Raw genomic sequence first — 13295 nt, forward strand, 5'->3', positions numbered from 1 at the left:
CCGCGCAGCCAACGGCACGTCTTCATGGAGGAAACCCTGATGTCGAAGAAAACCTCGAATGTGCCGGTCACCCGCGAAACCGGAGCCTCCCGTTCACCTCTCGGATCCTGGTCCGGGTTCAGCAATCTACGGGACGAGATGGAACGCCTGTTCGACGCCTTCGAGCCCGGGCTCTGGTTCGACCGGACGCCCGCCGTCCGCGAACGCGCCGGACGCGAGTGGCCCCTCAGCCCCGCGATCGACCTTACGGAAAACGGCGAGGGCTACGCCGTGACCGCCGAGTTGCCGGGTCTCGATCCCGAGGCGATCAAGATCAAGGTCAGCAACGGCATGATGACGATCAGCGGCGAAAAGACCGAGGAAAAGCGCGAGGAAGACGAGAGCCATCATCTCAGCGAGAGGCGCTGGGGCAGCTTCCAGCGGTCGATCCGGATTCCGGAGGACGTTGATCGCGACAAGATCGACGCCGCCTTCTCGAAGGGCGTTCTGACGATCCACTTGCCCAAGTCGAAAGAGGCGAAGAGCTCCGAGAAGACCATTGCGATCAAGGCGGCCTAGTCCTTCCGGGGCGCCGTACTACCGCGATCGGGCGGATGCCGCGGATCACCTGATCCGGCAGCTTTCGTCCGATATCGATTCCACGTGGCTGGTGCTGGCCCTGCCGCGCGGGGGCGTACCCATCGCGGCTGCCATCGCGCGGCATCTCGGGACGGACTTCGACCTGCTCATCGTGCGCAAGGTGGGGCTGCCGGGCCACCCCGAGCTTGCCGTGGCGGCCGTGACCGGGGCGGAACCGGAAGACATGGCCGTCAACGAGCTGGTTGCGCGCTACGGCGGCCTCTCGAGAGACAGGCTGCGGGAGCTCGCTGCCGGTCCGGTCCGCGAGGTCGAGGAGCGTCGGCGCAGATGGAAGAGCGCCGCAGCCAGCCGCGAGATCACTGGCCGCAGGGTTCTTCTCGTCGATGACGGCGCCGCGACCGGAACGACCCTCGATGCGGCCCTTTCCGCCTTGCGGCAACAGGGCGCTGGCGAGATTGCCGTCGCCCTGCCGGTCGCCCTGCGGGGCGCTCTCGACCATCCGAGCCTCGAAGGTGTGCGGGTGATCTGCCCCCACAGCGACGCCGACCTGCCTGCGGTCGGCTGCGCCTACGATGGCTTCGCCCAGACGACCGACGAAGAGGTTGGAGTACTGCTCGCGGCCTCCCGCGCTTCGACGCCGGAATAGAGAGGCCGCTTGAACCGCCACGACCGGAGCTTCCACGACAATCGGTGGACAGCTAGTCTGGGGTACCATCGTGCGGTTTCGAGATGTCCGAGATTACCGTTCTTGTCGTTGATGATGAACCTGCGGTCCGGGAGACCCTGCGTTCGGGCCTGATCATGGAGGGATGGACCGTCCTGGAGGCGTGGGACCGCGAGACACTTTTCGAGCAGCTTCGCGACCATGAAGTCGACGTCGTGACACTGGACCTGAATCTCGGCGAGGAGGACGGCCTGGGCATCGCGGTCGATCTGCGGAACGAGCGCAATATCCCCGTTCTCATGATCTCCGGACGCAATCAGCCCTTCGACCGGGTTCAGGGCCTCGAGTCCGGCGCAGACGACTACATCGTGAAGCCCTTCCTGATCCGCGAGGTCGTGCTCCGCATCCGCCGCACGCTGGAGCGTTATCGCGGTCCCGTCCAATCACCGGCCAAGCTCCAATTCGATCATAGCGAGCTGGACCTGGAGCACAGGGTTGCCCGGCACCTCGACGGAACCCCACTGGAGCTCACGGGCATGGAACTCAAGCTGCTCGAGCTGTTCCTCCTACACCCGGGACGAGTCCTGACCAGGGACGAGATATCGAACGCGCTCTACGACCGGGACTGGTCTCCCTACGACCGTTCGATCGACGGCCACGTCGCGCGGCTCCGCCGAAAAATCGAGGTCCCGGGCGACGAGCCGATGCTGATCCGCTCGGTCCGCGGCGTGGGCTACGTCTTCAGCGGGGACGTCACCCGGTATTCCGGCTAAGCTCGAGCGCCTCCTTCACGGCATTCGCGAGGGTCGTCAGCGAGTAGGGCTTCTTCAGGAGTTGCGGCGCCGGGCCATCACCGGCGAGCGACTGGATCTGGCCGGATATGTGGCCCGAGGTCATGACGATGGCGACGCCCGGGTAGGATCGCTGGACCTCGTCGGCGACGTCGTAGCCGGACACCTCTCCGGGCATCACCACGTCGGAAAACACCAGGTCGACCGGCTCGCCGTCCGCCAGAAGGCTCAGCGCCTTTTCCCCGTTCGACGCCTCGATCACCGCGTAGCCGAGCGCCTCGAGCCTCCGCGTGGTCGCATCCCGCAAGAGCGTGTCGTCCTCGACCACGAGGACCAGCTCACCGTCCCCGATCGGAACGTTCTCCGTCTCGGAAGGCTGGTCCTCCGCACAGGGCTCGGCCGGCAGGTAAAGCGAGACTTCCGTCCCTTTTTCCAGGGCCGAACGGATCGACAGAAAGCCGCTGGCGCGGCCGATCGAGGCAGAGACGCTGGTCAATCCCAGGCCGGTCCCGAACCCACGCTTCTTCTTCGTGAAGAACGGCTCCCTCGCCTTCTGCAGGTCTGCCGGCGACATCCCGATGCCGGTGTCGGCCACGGAAATCCGCAGGAAGCGACCCGGCCTGCCCTCGGGGAACTCCTGGGCAGCCGCCGCGTCGAGGTCCACGACCTCGGTACTGATCGTGATCTTGCCCCCCTCGGGCTCGGCGTCCCGCGCATTGATCACGAGGTTCAGGATCGCGGCGTCCAGCTCCGCCGGATCGATGCTGACGCAGGTCCCGTCACCGCCCGGAGAAAAGTGCAGCGACACTTGCTCGCTCAACAGGTGTTCGAGCATCGACCAGGTCTTGAGGATGTGATTGTCGACCTGCACGAGCTCGGGCCGGACAGTGGTTTCCGACGACAGGGCAAGGAGCTTCCGGTTGAAGTTCCCGCCCATCTCTGCGGCGATCCGGGCGCGCTCCAGGAGCTCCGAGACCTGGCCGTCGGTGACGCTCAGTTCGGCAAGCTCGATGTTGGCGAGGATGACGGAAAGCAGGTTGTTGAAGTCATGCGCGATGACACCCGCGATGCGCCCGGCCGTCTGCAGCCGCTGGGCGCGCGTTCTGCGGGCGTTCGTCTCGAAGATTTCCGTGTCATCGATCAGGATGCCGGTGAAGTGGCTTGGCTGCGCGGACCCGTCGGCCTCGGGGAAGCTGAACCTGCCGCGGAGCTGAAGACGCCTGGTCGTGCACTGGATCTCGGGGGTCAGTTCCGCCTGGAATTGACCGTCCCCGCCGGGGTCCATCGCGGCGCGGGAGGCCCTTCGGAAGCCATCCGGATCCGCGGCACCGAGGACCTCGGCCCAGGCCGGAAAGTCGCCGGGCAGATCGCCGCTCCCCACGCCGGACAGCGACCGAAAGGTCTCGTCGATAGTGGTCTTGCCGGAGTCGAAATCCCGTTGAACGACGCCGATGCCGAGGGCGTCCACGGTCAACCGGTGCACCGTCTCGGCCAAGGCAGACTTCCGCTCTGCCCGCTTTCGCTCGGTGATGTCCAACGTCGACACGGCGAGACCGGCCAGCGCGCCATCCGGGCCGGAGAGCGGGCCGATATGCCACTCGTTCCAGGTCGACAGGCCGTCGGCAAGACCTCCGCGCGTCTCAACCGTGACCTCCGCAGGGTTCTCGAGGACGCGTCGCATCGCATCGACCACCTCGGTCGGCAGGCCGGCGACATGGGCACCTTCCCCCTCGCCAGGACAAGGCAGTGTCCTTTCCTCCCAGAGCCGGGACTGCGCGACGCAGGCAAGGTCGCTGTCGAAATAGGCCAGGGCGACCGGCGCGGCGGCGATCATGGCTTTCGCAGCCCCGTCGGTGTTTCCGCCCAGGACTGATGCGGGGTCTTTCGATACTGGGACCAAACCCGTTCCTCCCCTTTGACCTACCGACAACGACCCATCACCGGCCATACGCACAATTCTACACAGTTTTCCTTTTGCCGTCGCGTCGCCCGATGGGTGAGGATGTCTATGGTGGCTTGCCTGCAGAACAAATGGGGAATGCGACGCAGGCGGCTCCACCGTTTGGGGGCAATCATGATCCACACTATTCATTCAGCGAAGTTCGCTGCCGACAACTGCGCGACATGCGAAGGACACACCCAAGGCCTCTGCGGCCTACTCGATGAGTTATTGACGCCACGCGTCCGTAGCGAGGCAAAGAGAGTTCATTACGAACCGGGAGACGAGCTGGCCCTCCAGGGCGAGCCCTCCGAACGGATCGGCATTCTGTCATCCGGTCTCGTGAAGATCGTGATGATCACCGAGGACGGAGAGCACCACCTGCTTCAGCTGCTCAGGCCCGGCCAGATCGTCGGAGACCCTTCCCGGTCCGAGAACGCATTTTCCTGGGAGGCGGCGACCCGGGCCGAGGTCTGCTGGATCAACCGCGAGACCTTTGCCGCCATCGCGCGCGAACATCCGCAATTGTGCAAGGCATGCCTCACCGTTCTTGGCGACCAACTGGAGGAGCACAGGCTCTGGGTCGCCGCGATGCGGGGCCGCAACGCGATACAACGGATCGCCTTCTGGCTGGTGCAGCAGGTCCCGGATTGCCAGGACGGGCGTCCGGCGGTCCTGCGCATCACGCTGCCGCGTCGCGACCTGGCCTCGCTCCTCGACATGACCGGCGAAACGCTCTGCAGGGGCCTCCGCCACCTCTCGGACCGCGGCGCGATCCATCTCCATACCTCCGACCGGGTGGAGATCCGCGATCTTGTCAGGCTGCGTCTCTTCGCCCGGTGCGAGGCCGATCGGGTGTGCGAAGTGCTGTCATCGCAGGACCTCTCCCGGATCCCGCGCAGGCGCTTCGCCGTGTCACAGACCCTGGAGGCCCTCGAGCCGAGGCCAGCGGAACTTCCGAGGTCGATGACGGCAGTCAATGCAGGACGGGCGCGTTCGTGACCTCCTGACTGTGGGCATGGCCCAGACAGTCATGGAGACGACGATGACAGACCCGAGATCCAAGCCGAAACCGGCCAAGTCCGGCGGCAAGCGGGCGCCCAAGGCCGAAAAGACGGCAAAGTCCGAAACGGAAAAAGACGCAAAGCCGAAATGAAGACCGGCGCCGCTCACGAATGAGCGGCGTCGCCTCCCGTTTCGACCGAATTCAACAACTCCACGGAGCCGACAATGACCGCCCGCACATTTGCCCTCGTCGTTTTCGATAAACTCGAAGCGAAATGGCTGATCGAGAAGACCTGCGAACTTGCCTTGGCTTTCGATGCTCATCTCATCGCGCTTCATCCCTATTCGCCCGTCATCTTCTACGAGGGAACCGGATATACACCTGCTGTCTTCACGACCCTCCAGAAATGGGAAGAAGAGGAATCCCGTGAAATCAAGTCGGTATTCGACGAGGAGACCCGCAGGAACGACATCCGGGCCGAGTTTCGCGCCCAGGAGACGCTGCACGGCAACGAGCCGTTTCTGCTGTCCGGAGCCAGGGGGGCCGATCTTGTCATCATGGGCAGCAACACCACGGGCAAGCGGTCCTCGGATGACGAGAGCCTCGCCGAACGCGTGATCCGGCAGGTCGGCAGGCCCGTTCTGATCCTCTCTCCCGACATGGACCTCGGCGGACCGTTCAGCCGGATCGCGGTCGGGTGGAGCGAGACCCGCGAGGCCACCCGCGCGGCTCACGACGCGCTCGACTTCGCGAAACCCGGTGCGGACGTGAACCTGATCGGGCTGGTCGCACGGGCGAGTGACGAGATGCCCGGGTTCGACAGCCGTCACGACTTCGCCGCCGCGCTGGACCGCCGCGGCTTCCGCGCAACCACCACCGACCGGTCCGCCCCGGCCGGTAGCCGGGGCGCGGAGCTGATCCAGGCCGCGAACGAGCTGAATTCCGACCTGCTCGTCGCCGGCGCCTTCGGACACTCGCGCTTCTACGATTTCATGATCGGCGCCGTGACGAGCCATCTCCTCAAGAGCCCCGGCGTCCCGGTTCTTCTTTCGCGGTAACGACAGCGTGGTGGGTCGCTGGGCCCGGCCCGAATGCCGATGCGGCTTCAGACAAAAAAGGCGCTCCGACCCCGGTGGGGAGGAGCGCTTCAGTTGGGAGAAACAGGTAACGGGGAGTCGAGCCGGACGACCTTGTTGATCGGCGCTCAGTGAGGCCGGCGCAGGATCATTCCGAGCACCAGCCCGAAGCCCACCACGCCGAGCAATCCGCCGGCCCAGGCGCCGGGATGCTGCTTTACGCTCTGCTCGGCGTCCTTCTCCAGGGCCGCCAAGCGCCGCTCGATATCGTGCAGGACCTCCCGCCCCGAGCGAACGACCTTCGTCGACTCGGTCTCGATCTGGTGTCCCAGGTCGACGAGGCGCTTCTTCCCGAACTTCCTGAGTTCCCGGCCCAGCTCCTGCACCGCCCCGCGCAGCTCGTCGATTTCCTTCGTTGGCGTGCCGCGCGTGGCATCTTCCGCGGATTTAACGAGATCTTCTGGCATCTGTTCTACTCCTTGCAGATCGGATGGCCGCGGACGGAGACGGGTCTCCGTCCGACCAGGCCGCTAGGCGCCGATAGAGATGTGATCGACCACCATGGAGACGCCCGGAGCCGCCCAGGCCGCGCGTTCCGCCGCCTCGCGCTCGGCCCAGGTCCGAACCTTGCCGTCGAGCGTCACTTTCCGGTCGTCGACCTTGATCTGGATCCTCTTCGCCTCGAGTTCGGCGTCACGCCGCAGGGCGCCCTCGATCCGCTGGCGGACGTCGGAGGGGCTGATCGACGGGGCGATCTCGATGAGGTTGGCGACGCTCTTGACGCCCATGAGGTCCTGAACCGCTTTCTCTGCGGCCTGGCGTTCGAAGTGCCAGCGGACCTTGCCGCTCAGCGTCAGCAACCCGTTCTCGACCTGGACCTGGATGGTGTCTTTCGGCACGGCGTTGTTCCACTTGAGCGAATTGACGGCGCGCTTGGCGATCTCGTCGTCCGCCGTCATGTGAGCGCCCGCCGGTCGAACCTCGATGTTCTCGGCGATGGCGCGGACGCCCTTCACGCGCTTCACGATGCTCTCGGCCTTTCGCTTCTGCGAGTAGGTCGGAACGTGTCCGGTCAGCGTCACGGTGCCGTTCTCGACCGCTACGCCGATATCCGCGGCGTCGATGCTCGGCTCGAATTCCAGCTCGTCCACGATATCCTGTCTGAGCTCTGTGTCCTTCATGTTCGTGTCCTCCCGGAGACGGTTGATTCCCTTTCGGTGCGCTGAATCTGGTCTCGCGGGCGGTAGAGTTCATTGACGGCAGACAACGGTGTCCGCGCGGGTCGGGTCAGGACGCGGTGCCCCGCGCATGGCCCGACAGGCTGGCGGGTCGGTCGGGGACAGCCTCCTCCACGGAGCCCCGCGGCGCGATCCGCAAGGCACGCAGCGCGTTCAGGATCACGGCGACGTCGATGACCTCCTGCAGGAGCGCGCCCTGCACCGGCGTGAGATACCCCCAGGCGGCCGCGATCATGCCGAGAACCGAGAGCCCGATCCCGGCGACCACGCTCTCGACCGCGATCCGGCGCGCGCCCCGCGCGATCTCGATCCCCGGCCCGAGCCGGTCGATCCGGTCGACCAGCAGGACCACGTCGGCGGCCTCGGCCGAGGCGGCGGAACCCCGCGCGCCCATGGCGACCCCCACGTCGGCCGCCGCCAGGGCGGGCGCGTCGTTCACCCCGTCGCCGACCATCATCACCGGGCCATGCTTGTGCTCGGTCAGGACGAGAAGCACCTTCTGGTCCGGCGTGAGACCGGCCCGCAACCCGTCGAGGCCGAGCCCCTCGGTGACCCGCTCCGCCACCTCGGCACGGTCGCCGGTGGCGAGCAGGATGCGCGAGATGCCCTCACGCCGCAGCCGATCGAGCATGACGCCCGCGCCATCGCGAAGCGGATCGGACATGACCAGATGCCCGGCCATCCGCCCGTCGACCGCAACGCCGACCAGGACCGATCCTGCGACCAGGGCGGGGTGCGCCCCCTGCGGCGCACTGACCCGGGCCGCGACGAAGCCGTCTCCACCGACGACGACTTCGCGTCCCTCCACCCGGCCCAGGACCCCCTCGCCGGGGATCTCCGTCACCTCCGACGGCACCGGCAGAGTGAGGCCGCGCTCCGTGGCGGCGGCGACGATGGCCTGGGCAACCGGATGCTTCGACGCCTGGTCGAGCGCGGCGGCAAGGCGCAGGAGCTCGTCCTCCGCGACGCCGTCCCGGCTGTCGATGCCAACGATCTCGGGGCGTCCCTCGGTCAGCGTGCCGGTCTTGTCGAGGATCAGCGTCCTGATCCGGGCCATCGACTCGAGCGGCCCGGCCCCCTTGATCAGAACCCCGAAATGCGCGGCCCGCGACAGTCCGGCCACCAGCGCCACCGGCACGGCCAGGATCAGCGGGCAGGGCGTGGCCACGACCAGCACGGCGACCGCCCGGATCGGGTCTCCGGTGAAGGCCCAGGCCGCGAAGGCAATGGCGACCGTCACGGCCAGAAAGCCCAGGGACCAGCGGTCGGCGAGGCGCGACATCGGCGCCTTGGAGGCCTGCGCCTCTTCCACCAAGCGGACGATCCCGGCATAGGTGCTGTCCTTGGCCTCGCGCGTCGCGGTCAGGTCGAAGGCTTCGCCCGCGTTGGTCGAGCCGCTCATGGCCTCCGCCCCCCGGCTCAGACGCACCGGCAGCGACTCTCCGGTCAGCGCCGAGGTGTCGACGAAGGCGGCCTCGGAGGCCACCGTCCCATCCACAGGCACCACGTCTCCCTGCCGGATCAGCAGCCGGTCTCCGGGCGAGATCGCGTCGAGCGGCACCTCCTCCAGCCCGCCATTGCGATGCCGTGTCGCTGTCCGAGGAACCCGCGACAGTAGGTCGTGCATCTCGCGCCGGGCACGGCCCTCGGCGAAGGCCTCGAGGAACGTCCCGCCGGAATACATCACGGCGACGATCGCCGCCGCCAGCGTCTCACCGAAGACCAGTGCCGCCGTCATGGAGAGCGCGGCGACGATATCCAGCCCAACCTCGCCGCGCCCGATGCTGCGCAGGATCTCCACGACCAGCGCAGCGAGCGCGGGGGCGACACCGGCGAACCAGACGATATCGGCCAACCCGGGCCGGTCGTTGAAAAGCAGGAGGAGGCCCGCGACGAGGCCGGTGGCGGCCAGTCCCAGGACGACCGTCTTCATCCGATCTGCGATGGTGGTCCTGTCCACGACGCTCACCTCTCCCCTGGGCGGGGCGAGTCACTTGCCAGCCTTAGGGATGTCCGGCCCTGCGCCCCATCTTCCGCCATGCATCATCGCACGAACCTGCGACCAGGCAACGGCTCTCCTGTTGATGACCGCCGTCAATGCGATCTCCGGGAGCCCGACGTAATCAGCCAGCGGCGCGCTTTCCGAACCGCGCGGCATTTCTGAACCCATTCAATTCGAGGACATTCTCATGCGCACGCTTTCCATTCTTGCACTCGGCCTGTGCCTCAGCGCCGGTACGGCTCGGGCCGAAAGCTATTTCGTCTGCCTGGAGCCCTTCGAGACCGGCAGCGCGGTTTCGCTCGGCACGGTCGTGTCCGAAGGAGACGGGGTCATCGAGCTCTACGACTTCCACGCCGGCGAGATGGGCGAGATGCTCGCCGAAGTTCCCGTCCACGCCGGCGCGAACCGGGTCCGCGCCCATTCCATGCAAGAGATCAACGATGATCTCTTCGCCCGGCTCGTGGTCGACGGCGAGGTCGTGGCCACGCACATCTACCGGGCCTGCGACGATTGACGTCCGGCCCGCGTCCGGGCCCGATCCCGGGCGCGGGCTGGAAACCCCACCCTGTCGGACAACTATCAGAGGACCTGGATATGGCGAGCGATCGGATCAGGATTGAACAGCACAGCGGAGTCGGCCTCGTCTGGTTCGCCGCCTGGCTCTTCACCATCGGCTACCTGGACCTGTCCTTCTGGCGGGGCGCGCTCGCGATCCTCATCTGGCCCTACGACATCGGGACCGCCCTTGCGGCCGCGACCCCCGTCGGCGGCGGTTCCTGAAGAAGGCTCCGGGTCGACCGGCGGTCGACCCGGTAATGCGCTTTGGCCGGGGCCCCAAGCCCTCAGAAGTCCAGGTTCTCGACCGACAGCGCGTTGTTCTGGATGAACTCGCGGCGCGGTTCGACCACGTCGCCCATGAGCTTGGTGAACAGATCGTCGGCCTCGGCCACGTCGTCGATCTTCACCTGCAGGAAGGTCCGCGCGTCGGGGTCGAGCGTCGTTTCCCAGAGCTGGCTGGGGTTCATCTCGCCCAGGCCCTTGTAGCGCTGGAGCGTGAGCCCGCGTTCGCCCTCCTCGAGGATCGCTTTCAGCAGGCCGAGGGGACCGTAGATGAACTGGTCGCGGTCCTTGCGCATCAGGCGCGCGGGCTGGCTGTAGACGTCCTGCAAGGCCTGGGTGAAGCTGCCGGTCCGGCGGGCCTCGCCCGAGCGCAGCATCGCGCCGTCCAGGGTGCGGACCTCCTCGACCCCGCGCAGGATCCGCGCGAGGCGGATGCCCTTGTCCTGGGTGATCCGGCCCTGCCAGCCGCGCTCGTATTCCTTGGCGATCAGGTCGAGCCGCTGCGCGACCCGGTCGGCCACGCCCTGCAGGTCGCTCTCGACCGCGCCGGGTATGAAAGCGCCGGCGACCGCCGCCTGCTCCAGGATGTGGCGCGGGTAGTGCGTCGGGAAGCTGTCGAGCACCCGCCGAAGGCTGCGCGCGTCGTCGACCACCCGGACGAGGTCCTGCCCCGTGATCTCCTCTCCCGAGCCCAGCCGCAGCACGGCGCCGTCGACGCCCTGCTGGATCAGGTAGTCGTCCATCTCCGCCTGGTCCTTCAGATAGACCTCGGACTGGCCGCGCTTGACTTTGAAGAGCGGCGGCTGCGCGATGTAGAGATAGCCTCCCTCGATCAGCTCCGGCATCTGCCGGAAGAAGAAGGTCAGCAGCAGCGTCCGGATGTGCGCCCCGTCCACGTCGGCGTCCGTCATGATGACGATCTTGTGGTAGCGCAGCTTGGAGATGTCGAACTCGTCCCGGCCGATCCCGGTGCCGAGCGCCATCACGAGGTTGCCGATCTCCTGGCTGCCGAGCATCCGGTCGAACCGGGCCCGCTCCACGTTCAGGATCTTGCCCTTCAGCGGCAGAATCGCCTGGGTGCCCCTGTCACGTCCGGTCTGCGCCGACCCGCCGGCGGAGTCGCCCTCCACCAGGAAAAGCTCCGTCTTCGAGGCGTCCTTCTCCGAACAGTCCTTCAGCTTGCCGGCGAGGTAGTTCACGTCCATCGCCGTCTTGCGGCGCGTCAGCTCGCGCGCCTTGCGCGCGGCCTCACGGGCCAGGGCGGCCTCCACGATCTTGCCGACGACCATCTTGGCCTCGTTGGGGTTCTCTTCCAGCCACTCGGACAGCTTCTCGCCCATCAGGTTCTCGACCGCCGGCCGGACCTCCGAGGAGACCAGCTTGTCCTTGGTCTGCGAGGAGAACTTCGGATCCGGGACCTTGACCGAGAGCACGCAGGTCAGTCCCTCGCGCATGTCGTCGCCGGTGAAGTTCACCTTCTCCCGCTTCGCGATCCCGCTGTCCGTGGCGTATTTCGAGATCGTCCGCGTCAGCGCCGCGCGGAAGCCCGCCATGTGCGTGCCGCCGTCCCGCTGCGGGATGTTGTTGGTGAAGGGCAGCACCATCTCGTTGTAACTGTCGTTCCACCACATCGCGACCTCGACGGTGATCCCGTCCCGCTCGCCTTCGACGTGGATCGGCTCGGGCAGCATCGAGGACTTGGACCGGTCGAGGTACTTCACGAACTCCTTCACGCCGCCCTCGTAGAAGAGCTCCGAGCGGAGCGGCTCCGCCGGACGCTCGTCTTCCAGGATGATGCGCACGCCGGAGTTCAGGAAGGCCAGCTCGCGCAGGCGCTTCTCCAGCGTGTGAAAGTCGTAGTCGAGGTTCGAGAAGGTCTCGGTCGAGGCGAGGAACCGCACCTCGGTCCCGCTCTCGCCCTCGGCGTCGCCGGTGACCGTCAGGTGCTCCACCGTCTCGCCATGGCTGAACTTCGCGTAGTGCGCCTTGCCGTTCCGCCAGACCCGCAGCTCCAGCCAGACCGACAGCGCGTTGACCACCGAGACGCCGACGCCGTGCAGGCCGCCGGAGACCTTGTAGGAGTTCTGGTCGAACTTCCCGCCCGCGTGCAGCTGGGTCATAATGACCTCGGCCGCCGAGACGCCCTCGCCCTGGTGGATGTCCACCGGGATGCCGCGACCGTTGTCGCGCACCGAGACCGAGTTGTCGGCGTGGATTTTCACGTGAACGTAGTCCGCGTGGCCGGCCAGCGCCTCGTCGATGCCGTTGTCGACCACCTCGTAGACCATGTGGTGCAGGCCCGAGCCGTCGTCCGTATCGCCGATGTACATGCCCGGACGCTTGCGGACCGCCTCCAAGCCCTTGAGAACCTTGATGGAATCGGCGCCGTACTCGGCCGGGTCGCGCGCGGGGTCTGCCATGCGGATTTTCCTTGTCGTTTCAGCGCAGTATATATGGATTTTCGCCCTGCTTGTCACGGGGCGCACACAATATTTGGTGGTCAGGTGATCGGGATCACGACCCCCACGCCGACCAGCAGACCGCCCGAGATCCGGTTGGTCCGCCGCAGCGCGGCGGGAGAGGTGAGCAGGCGCCTCACCCGCCCGATCATCAGCGCCAGGGTCAGGTTGCCGAGCAGCGGCACCAGCGCCGAAAGCGCGGCGATCGCCACCATGTCGGGCCAGCGCAGGGCGGTGAGGTCGAAGAACCCCGGAAGCACGCCCATGTAGAACAGGATCGCCTTCGGGTTGCCGAGGATCACCGCGAGACCGGCGATGAAGCCCGCCCACATGCCCGGCCGCGTGAGCCGGCTGTCCTTGGCGATGCCCTTGTCCGCGTTGCGCCAGATCAGGATGCCCATCACGATGAAGGTGATGCAGGCCACCCACTTCAGCGCCAGCATGAACCCGGCGAAGACCGAGACGATCCAGGTCACGCCGAGGATCGCGAGGAAGGGCCAGAGAACGTCCCCCACCACGACGCCCAGCGCGAGCGGCCAGGCGGCGTGAAAGCCGCCCGAGAGCGCGCGCGCCGTCAGCGCGACCCAGACGGGCCCGGGCGTCATGAAGAGAACGAAGAGCGCACCCGCGTAGAGCGCGAGCTGCGAGAACGTGACGGTCATGGCACCGCCATACGCCCGCCCAGCGGCGAAGGGAAGCCG

The 13295-nt window shown here is 66.8% G+C and carries 13 protein-coding genes; 7 read left to right on the forward strand and 6 right to left on the reverse strand.

What is annotated here, in order from left to right; genetic code table 11:
• The first annotated feature begins 39 nt into the window (after positions 1–39).
• The 3 genes from F3S47_RS13055 to F3S47_RS13065 all read left to right on the forward strand — a co-directional run bounded on the left by F3S47_RS13055 (position 40) and on the right by F3S47_RS13065 (position 2016).
• The gene (locus tag F3S47_RS13055) at positions 40–558 is read left to right on the forward strand and encodes an Hsp20/alpha crystallin family protein (protein ID WP_150445725.1); all 519 of its coding nucleotides are present in this window, start codon (positions 40–42) and stop codon (positions 556–558) included.
• Positions 539–1225 (forward strand): phosphoribosyltransferase, encoded by a 687-nt coding sequence (locus F3S47_RS13060; protein ID WP_150445726.1) that lies wholly within the window; start codon positions 539–541, stop codon positions 1223–1225. The genes F3S47_RS13055 and F3S47_RS13060 overlap by 20 nt, the downstream gene beginning before the upstream one ends.
• An 83-nt stretch (positions 1226–1308) precedes the next feature.
• Positions 1309–2016 carry a response regulator transcription factor gene (locus tag F3S47_RS13065; RefSeq protein WP_150445727.1) on the forward strand — a complete coding sequence of 236 codons (708 nt, stop codon included), beginning with the start codon at positions 1309–1311 and terminating at the stop codon, positions 2014–2016.
• Here F3S47_RS13065 and F3S47_RS13070 read toward each other — a convergent pair.
• Entirely contained in the window at positions 1997–3868 is a 1872-nt protein-coding gene (locus F3S47_RS13070) for an ATP-binding protein (RefSeq protein WP_191090184.1), read from the reverse strand. The genes F3S47_RS13065 and F3S47_RS13070 overlap by 20 nt on opposite strands.
• 336 nt (positions 3869–4204) lie before the next feature.
• On the opposite strand from F3S47_RS13070, the gene F3S47_RS13075 reads away from it, so the two are divergent.
• A complete protein-coding gene (locus F3S47_RS13075) occupies positions 4205–4975 on the forward strand; it encodes a Crp/Fnr family transcriptional regulator (protein WP_191090185.1) in 771 nt (256 codons plus the stop codon).
• A gap of 228 nt (positions 4976–5203) precedes the next feature.
• Positions 5204–6037, forward strand: a complete 834-nt coding sequence (locus F3S47_RS13080; protein WP_150445730.1) for a universal stress protein — start codon at positions 5204–5206, stop codon at positions 6035–6037.
• A 146-nt stretch (positions 6038–6183) separates the two neighbouring features.
• On the opposite strand, the gene F3S47_RS13085 is transcribed toward F3S47_RS13080, so the two are convergent.
• From F3S47_RS13085 to F3S47_RS13095, 3 genes are all read right to left on the reverse strand, one after another.
• Positions 6184–6522, reverse strand: a complete 339-nt coding sequence (locus F3S47_RS13085) for a hypothetical protein (RefSeq protein ID WP_150445731.1) — start codon at positions 6520–6522, stop codon at positions 6184–6186.
• Between the two features lie 63 nt (positions 6523–6585).
• Positions 6586–7236, reverse strand: a complete 651-nt coding sequence (locus tag F3S47_RS13090; RefSeq protein WP_150445732.1) for a BON domain-containing protein — start codon at positions 7234–7236, stop codon at positions 6586–6588.
• Between the two features lie 106 nt (positions 7237–7342).
• Entirely contained in the window at positions 7343–9226 is a 1884-nt protein-coding gene (locus F3S47_RS13095) for a heavy metal translocating P-type ATPase (RefSeq protein WP_150446160.1), read from the reverse strand.
• A gap of 256 nt (positions 9227–9482) precedes the next feature.
• On the opposite strand from F3S47_RS13095, the gene F3S47_RS13100 reads away from it, so the two are divergent.
• Both F3S47_RS13100 and F3S47_RS13105 read left to right on the forward strand, forming a co-directional pair.
• Positions 9483–9809 (forward strand): hypothetical protein, encoded by a 327-nt coding sequence (locus F3S47_RS13100; protein ID WP_150445733.1) that lies wholly within the window; start codon positions 9483–9485, stop codon positions 9807–9809.
• Positions 9810–9889: 80 nt separating this feature from the next.
• Positions 9890–10075, forward strand: a complete 186-nt coding sequence (locus tag F3S47_RS13105) for a hypothetical protein (RefSeq protein ID WP_150445734.1) — start codon at positions 9890–9892, stop codon at positions 10073–10075.
• Positions 10076–10137: 62 nt separating this feature from the next.
• Here F3S47_RS13105 and gyrB read toward each other — a convergent pair whose 3' ends face one another.
• Positions 10138–12555, reverse strand: a complete 2418-nt coding sequence (gene gyrB / locus F3S47_RS13110) for a DNA topoisomerase (ATP-hydrolyzing) subunit B (protein ID WP_150445735.1) — start codon at positions 12553–12555, stop codon at positions 10138–10140.
• 80 nt (positions 12556–12635) lie between these two features.
• Positions 12636–13256, reverse strand: coding sequence for a LysE family translocator (locus F3S47_RS13115; RefSeq protein ID WP_150445736.1), 621 nt, complete (start codon positions 13254–13256; stop codon positions 12636–12638).
• Positions 13257–13295 lie beyond the last annotated feature (39 nt).

Origin of the sequence: Histidinibacterium aquaticum (assembly GCF_008710275.1) — a bacterium.
Taxonomy (GTDB): domain Bacteria; phylum Pseudomonadota; class Alphaproteobacteria; order Rhodobacterales; family Rhodobacteraceae; genus Oceanicola; species Oceanicola aquaticus.

What these genes read in the sequence shown, in the direction of transcription:
- F3S47_RS13065 (WP_150445727.1), top strand. Translation starts at nt 1,309, where the DNA reads ATGTCCGAGATTACCGTTCTTGTCGTTGATGATGAACCTGCGGTCCGG.
- gyrB (WP_150445735.1), bottom strand. Translation starts at nt 12,555, where the DNA reads ATGGCAGACCCCGCGCGCGACCCGGCCGAGTACGGCGCCGATTCCATC.
- F3S47_RS13080 (WP_150445730.1), top strand. Translation starts at nt 5,204, where the DNA reads ATGACCGCCCGCACATTTGCCCTCGTCGTTTTCGATAAACTCGAAGCG.
- F3S47_RS13095 (WP_150446160.1), bottom strand. Translation starts at nt 9,226, where the DNA reads ATGAAGACGGTCGTCCTGGGACTGGCCGCCACCGGCCTCGTCGCGGGC.
- F3S47_RS13105 (WP_150445734.1), top strand. Translation starts at nt 9,890, where the DNA reads ATGGCGAGCGATCGGATCAGGATTGAACAGCACAGCGGAGTCGGCCTC.
- F3S47_RS13070 (WP_191090184.1), bottom strand. Translation starts at nt 3,868, where the DNA reads ATGATCGCCGCCGCGCCGGTCGCCCTGGCCTATTTCGACAGCGACCTT.
- F3S47_RS13115 (WP_150445736.1), bottom strand. Translation starts at nt 13,256, where the DNA reads ATGACCGTCACGTTCTCGCAGCTCGCGCTCTACGCGGGTGCGCTCTTC.
- F3S47_RS13055 (WP_150445725.1), top strand. Translation starts at nt 40, where the DNA reads ATGTCGAAGAAAACCTCGAATGTGCCGGTCACCCGCGAAACCGGAGCC.
- F3S47_RS13085 (WP_150445731.1), bottom strand. Translation starts at nt 6,522, where the DNA reads ATGCCAGAAGATCTCGTTAAATCCGCGGAAGATGCCACGCGCGGCACG.
- F3S47_RS13100 (WP_150445733.1), top strand. Translation starts at nt 9,483, where the DNA reads ATGCGCACGCTTTCCATTCTTGCACTCGGCCTGTGCCTCAGCGCCGGT.
- F3S47_RS13090 (WP_150445732.1), bottom strand. Translation starts at nt 7,236, where the DNA reads ATGAAGGACACAGAGCTCAGACAGGATATCGTGGACGAGCTGGAATTC.